Origin of the sequence: Roseimaritima sediminicola, assembly GCF_009618275.1 — a bacterium.
Taxonomy (GTDB): Bacteria; Planctomycetota; Planctomycetia; order Pirellulales; family Pirellulaceae; genus Roseimaritima; species Roseimaritima sediminicola.
On the sequence record NZ_WIAD01000096.1, the window covers coordinates 1 to 5,966 of the forward strand.

The window sequence follows — 5,966 nt, forward strand, 5'->3', positions numbered from 1 at the left end:
GCGATTTTTGTCACGGCTCGGAGAGCCGTGCTACTATTCACAGGCTGGAAGCCTATGCCACAAAGTAGCTCGGCTGTCCCAGCCGAGAGTGAGATTTTCGTCACGGCTCGGAGAGCCGTGCTACTTTTCACAGGCTGGCGAGCCTATGCCACTGACGGGGCTTATTCGCTGCCGGGCAGCCACAGTTTGCTGCCTTCCGAGCCACCTTGCGAGGGGGCGTTTTCCTGCCCTGGCACCCAAAGGCCCGAGGATTCCCCGCCGGCGGCTTCCGCCGCAGCGGGTTGGCCCGATGGCGGTCCCATCGGCTGGCCATCGGGGCCGATCAAGCCCATCTGCATCAGCATCTGCTGGATCACGTACAACACCTCCTGGTTGTCGCGATACGTTTCCAACATGCCGGTCAACTGGTCCTGGAACGCTCCGGGGTCGCCACCGGCCAACTTCAGCGGCAGCATCTGCAGCAGCAATTCCACCGGGTCGATATCGTGTGCTCGAGCGTACTCCACGCCGGCTTCGAGGCACTTGAGCGATTCGGCAATCGTCCTCATGGAGCCCGCCAGACGCTGGTAGGCATCCACTTTGGCGGGAGCCATGTCGGCGGCTGGTTCCAGTTCGACCATCCGTCCGGCAATTTTGGTCATCGCTGCGTGGTGTCCGTTCAGCACGGCTTGCTGCAGCAGCTCATATAGCGTGGCGTAGTCGTCGGCTTCGGCCTGCTCGACCTGCACGCAGTCCAGGTCGAAGACGCCCAGCGTCGTCGGATCCACCTCTTCGAAGGCCAGTTGCGGCAGCGGTTCGACCGACCAGCGGTTCTGCAGCGCTTCCAGAGCTTCGGGTGTGGTATTGCGGAACAAGTCGTAGCCCTGCAACAGCCGCACGAACGCCGTCCGCTCGAGCAGCGTCGTATCGTCGACCGCCACCTGCTCCAGCGGTACGTTGTCGAACAGCGGAACCCGCATCGTTTTCAGCACGTCCCAAAAGGTCGCTTCGTAACGACGTAGCTCTTCCGTCCGGCCGGCATCATCCAAGGACCTGCCCGGGTCGTCGACATGGCTGAGCATGAAGGCGTACAGGACCGGGATCGACTCCTGCCGCTCCTCGATGCGCTTGCGTTCCGGAAGCAATCGGTCCAGCTCCGCCTCCGCGCCGCCGAAGTCGGCATCGTGGCTTTGGACTTCCAGTCTCGCGGCGCGGTCGGTCTGCCGTCCGTAGACCAGGATCGTGACCGGTGAAATGGTCGCGTCCTTGTCCGGTTGGTTGGGATCCGAGCTGAGCCAGCGGAATCCGCCGCGCGGTTTGATTCCGTCGCTGCCGACGTTTTCGAGTTGGTTGGCGGGGATGGCACGCATCCGCGGCAGCGGATCCAATTTTGCAATCGCCTCTTGGGCGTCTTCGATTTCGTACACCCGCACGGTCATGGCCGCGGCGACCGACTTCTGCTTGGGATCAACCAAACCGGCCGAGGCCAGCATCCGAGCACGTTCTTCCAGGTCCAGCTCTTCGCACTCGGCCAGCTTGCCCAGCAGTTCGGCCTGCTTGCTAACGTCGCCTCGCCAGATCGCACACATCACCAGACCGAACAGGATAGCGGGTTGATCGGGGTACTGCCGAGCCAACGATTCCAGTTTCGGTTCGGCTGACAGTACGCGATAATTGAGCAGCAACCCGGCGGCCTCGTCGAAGCGTTCGCCCCACTCGACCGAATCGGGGCGTTCGCGCAGTTCCGGCGTTTCCTTCAGCAACAGGTTGATTTCCGGCGAAGAAAGGATTCGGCGCAGTTCGCGCAAGCTCAGCTGGGCTTCGCGGGTGTTTTGCGAACCCGCCGCGACCAACAGGTTGCCATAGGCCAACGCCGTGGAGACCCAGTCCCGTTGCCACTGCTGCATCATCACGCCGGACATGACTTCCAGGATGAAGGGATCGATCCGGTCGCCGGCTTCGTCCAAAACCTGCAACAGGGCTTCGGTCGCCTCGGCCGTGTTGGCTTCCATCAACGAGACCACGGCCTTCTGCGCCAGGGCCAGGGGGTTGGAGGGTTGGAGGCGGACGAATCGTTCGGCGTTGTCGACCAACGCATCGTGTTCCTTCAAATCCATCAGCAACCGGCCGCGAATCGAAAGCGCCCACGCCGCCGAGGGGTGTTCCTTGAGGATTTGATTCAACCGATCCAGGGCCGCGACCAGTTGGCCGCCCTCGATCATCTTGATCACGCGATCCAGTTCTCCGACCGAATCCTTACACTTGCAAAACTTGATTTTTTTGCCGCTGCCGCAGGGGCACAGCTGGTAGTTGTCGATGGTCATTGTGCGACCGAACTCCGCGATATGTCGGGATAGTGGATGGCGGGCCGAGAAGGTTTTGGCTGAGCCTGAGCGTGAACTCTAACAGAGCGGACTCGGCGGCAAAAGTAGCAAGCCTCCGGGGGCGATCGGCCCCACCGCCTGTGGCGTCCAGTTCCCGCCCTCTCGCCGCCCTCCGCTGCACCCTCGATGCCCACCGGGCGAAGCGATAAGATGGGGGGCGAAACACCACGCCCGTCCGCCCCCCCTCGGTCCCGTCCTAGTCGTATGCCCCTGGATATTGTCCATTTCCCCCACCCGTCCCTGCGGTTCAAAAGCCAACCCATTCAGCGAGTTGACAAAACGCTCCGGGCGATGGCTGCGGAGATGCTGGAACTGATGTACGCCCATGAAGGGGTTGGGTTGGCGGCCAATCAAGTTGCCCTTCCGCTGCGGATGTTCGTGGTCAATCCCGCGGGCAAACAGGGCGAGGGCGAGGAATTGGTCCTGATCAACCCGGTGCTGCAGCGGCCCAAGGGCCGCGAGTCCGATCGCGAAGGCTGCTTGAGCCTGCCGGGGCTGTACGGCGAGGTGGTTCGAGCCAAACAAATCTCGTTGTCGGCCTACGACCTGCAGGGCAACCCGATCGAACGACGCTGCGAAGGCTTCCTGGCGCGGATCCTCCAGCACGAGAACGATCACTTGGACGGCGTGATGTTCTTTGACCGGATGAGCGACGCGGCTCGGCGGGAGCTGGAACCGACGCTGGAAGAATTCGAGATCGATTTCGAAAGTCGACAGAAAGGGGGCGGCATCGCCAGCGAGCAGGCCCTGAACGAACATCACCAAGGGCTGATCCAACGCTATGCCTGAAGCCACCGCCAGCGAACCCCCTGTCGCTCCGGCCGATCCACCGATGCGAATCGTGTTGATGGGAACTGGCCCCTTTGCGGTTCCCACCTTCGATGCGATCCGTCGCGCGGGCCACAGCATCGCTTTGGTCGTGACGCGCCCGGAACGGATCCGCAAAAGTCGCAAAGGGCCGCCTCCGGCGCCGGTCCGCGCTTGGGCGAACCAGCACGATCTGCCAATCTTCGACCCGCCCTCGATCAATGATGCCGAGGCCGTGACGCGAGTCGCCGAAACCGAAAGCGACTTGTTGTTCGTCTGTGACTACGGCCAGATTCTGTCGCCGCAAGCTCTGGAAACGGCTCGCCTGGGCGGATTGAACCTGCACGGCTCGCTGCTGCCGGCCTACCGCGGCGCGGCCCCCGTGCAGTGGGCGCTCTGGCAAGGCGAACAGACCACCGGCGTCTCGGTCATCCACATGACGCCCCGTCTGGACGGGGGCCCGATCGTTGCTCAGGACACGCTGGCAATCGATCCGCACGAGACCGCCGGACAACTCGAGGACCGCTTGGCCCAGCGCGGGGTCTCGACGTCGCTGCGCGCCCTGGATGAGCTGGCTCGGTGGGACGGCCAAAGCCTCTGGGGACAACCGCAGGACCCGGCCGCGGTGACCAAGGCTCCGCGACTGAAAAAGTCCGATGGCCACATCAACTGGAAACAATCGGCCCAGCGGATCGACTACCAGGTGCGAGCGATGCAGCCCTGGCCCACGGCGTTTACGCTGCTGCGCCGATCCGACGGCAGCGAACAACGCCTGACGATCCGCGAAGTAGCGTTCAGCGACCGCACCCCGCCGCCGGGTACGGAGCCGGGCACGCCGCAGGTCGATGGACAGCAGCTGTTTGTTGCCTGCGGCGACGCGATGGTTCAAATCCGGCGTCTGCAGCCCGCGGGCAAACGGGAAATGGCCGCCGCCGATTACCTCCGCGGTCACCCGCTCGAAGATTCCGCCCGGTTTGAATAAACGGCCGGCTTTCGAATAAGCACGTCGCAACATTTCATTCGGCTTTACTCTCCCGCTGCGCGGGAGGGTTTTGTCGCGGGGTTTCACCGAAAGATTTATGCCGACGTGCTTAGACGGCTGGCTTTGCGCCGGTGGTGGAGATTTAAACCAGCCGGTTTCGGTTGGGCTTGGCGGTTGCGGTTATGATGGTAGCTCCCCCCGTCCAACGCTTTGGATCCTCGCCTTCCTTTCTTTCCTTGAAGTTCATCCGTCCCTTGATGCTCCATTTGCAATTCACCAGACCGCTGCGACTCGGCTGCGCTGTCCTGCTTGCGATGTTTCCGTTTGGTCTCTCGGCGACCGCCGCCGATTCGCCTCCCAATGTCATCATTGTCATGGCCGATGACCTGGGGATCGGAGACATTTCGCCGACCAACCCGGACGGCAAAATCCAAACTCCGCATCTTCAGCGGATGGCCGAACAGGGCCTGACGTTTCTGGACGCTCATACGTCCAGTTCGGTTTGCACGCCCACTCGCTATGGACTCTTAACCGGCCGTTACAACTGGCGTTCACGTTTGGCCAAAGGGGTATTGAGCGGAACCAGCGAGCACCTGATCCCGGCCGACCGCGCGACGCTGGGCCATCTGATGCGCAGCGCCGATTATCACACGGCGATGATCGGCAAATGGCATCTGGGATGGGACTGGCACAAAGACGACGATGGCGAGATCGACTTTACCAAACCGGTTCGGAACGGCCCCGACATCAACGGTTTCGACCGCTACTACGGGCACTGCGGATCGCTGGACATGCCGCCTTATGTATGGGTCGATACCGGACAAGTTACCGCGCCGCCCAACCGCATCGAAGGCGTCACCGCCAAACAGGACCCGTACGGCTGGTACCGCCGAGGTCCCATTGGCGAGGACTTCGAGATCGACCAAGTGCTGCCGCACCTGTTCGAGAAATCCTTCGACTTCGTCCGTGAGAACGCCGGTGGTCGCCAAGACGGCGAGCCCTTTTTCCTGTATCTGCCGCTTCCGGCTCCGCATACGCCCATCGTCCCGCTGCCCCCCTTCAAGGACTCCAGCGGCCTGAATCCCTACGCCGATTTCGTGATGCAGATGGATGATCACATGGGGGAATTGTTTTCGGTTCTCGATGAACTGGGGATCGACGACGAAACGCTGGTGGTCTTTACCAGCGACAACGGCTGCTCGCCGCAGGCCAATTTCTCGGTACTCAAAGAGCACGGTCACGATCCCAGTGCGGGCTATCGAGGCCACAAAGCGGACCTGTACGAAGGCGGTCATCGCGTGCCCCTGATCGCCCGTTGGCCGGGCAAGATCGCCAAGGGAGGGCAGAGCGATGCCTTGGTCTGTCTGACGGATCTCTATGCCACGCTGGCCGAATTGACCGGACAGACCCCCGCCGCGACCGCCGGCGAAGACAGCCACAGCATGCTGGGCGTCTTGACCGGTCGCGAACAGACCACCTCGCGATCCAGCCTGATCAGTCACTCGATCAACGGCTCGTTTGCCATCCGGCAAGGCGACTGGAAACTGTGTTTGGCGGCGGGCAGCGGCGGCTGGAGCGCGCCGCGAGACAACGTCGCGCGCAAGCGCGGACTGCCACCGATGCAGCTGTATCACCTGGGCGACGATCCGGCCGAGCAGAATAATTTGATCGAGCAGCACCCGGAGAAAGTCGAGGCGCTGCTGCAATTGCTCGAGCGACAGGTTCGCCAGGGTCGCAGCACCGCTGGCCGCGCCGTGAAGAACGACCGCGACGTCCAATTCCTGCCCGAAGGCGTCTGAGTCAAAGAGCCAAAA

4 protein-coding genes are annotated in these 5,966 nt (G+C 62.5%); 3 read left to right on the plus strand and 1 reads right to left on the minus strand.

Annotated features, from left to right (window positions below; translation table 11 throughout):
- Window positions 1-161: 161 nt before the first annotated feature.
- Window positions 162-2,303, minus strand: a complete 2,142-nt coding sequence (locus tag GE027_RS22230) for a tetratricopeptide repeat protein (protein WP_153559432.1) — start codon at window positions 2,301-2,303, stop codon at window positions 162-164.
- A gap of 264 nt (window positions 2,304-2,567) precedes the next feature.
- On the opposite strand from GE027_RS22230, the gene def reads away from it, so the two are divergent.
- From def to GE027_RS22245, 3 genes are all read left to right on the plus strand, one after another.
- Window positions 2,568-3,152, plus strand: a complete 585-nt coding sequence (gene def, locus GE027_RS22235; RefSeq protein ID WP_153559433.1) for a peptide deformylase — start codon at window positions 2,568-2,570, stop codon at window positions 3,150-3,152.
- On the plus strand, window positions 3,145-4,152 hold the full coding sequence (gene fmt / locus GE027_RS22240) for a methionyl-tRNA formyltransferase (RefSeq protein ID WP_153559434.1): 1,008 nt from the start codon (window positions 3,145-3,147) through the stop codon (window positions 4,150-4,152). Before def ends, fmt begins: the two co-directional genes overlap by 8 nt.
- Before the next feature lie 314 nt (window positions 4,153-4,466).
- Entirely contained in the window at window positions 4,467-5,951 is a 1,485-nt protein-coding gene (locus tag GE027_RS22245; protein WP_237607733.1) for a sulfatase family protein, read from the plus strand.
- Window positions 5,952-5,966 lie beyond the last annotated feature (15 nt).

What these genes read in the sequence shown, in the direction of transcription:
- GE027_RS22245 (WP_237607733.1), top strand. Translation starts at nt 4,467, where the DNA reads ATGTTTCCGTTTGGTCTCTCGGCGACCGCCGCCGATTCGCCTCCCAAT.
- fmt (WP_153559434.1), top strand. Translation starts at nt 3,145, where the DNA reads ATGCCTGAAGCCACCGCCAGCGAACCCCCTGTCGCTCCGGCCGATCCA.
- def (WP_153559433.1), top strand. Translation starts at nt 2,568, where the DNA reads ATGCCCCTGGATATTGTCCATTTCCCCCACCCGTCCCTGCGGTTCAAA.
- GE027_RS22230 (WP_153559432.1), bottom strand. Translation starts at nt 2,303, where the DNA reads ATGACCATCGACAACTACCAGCTGTGCCCCTGCGGCAGCGGCAAAAAA.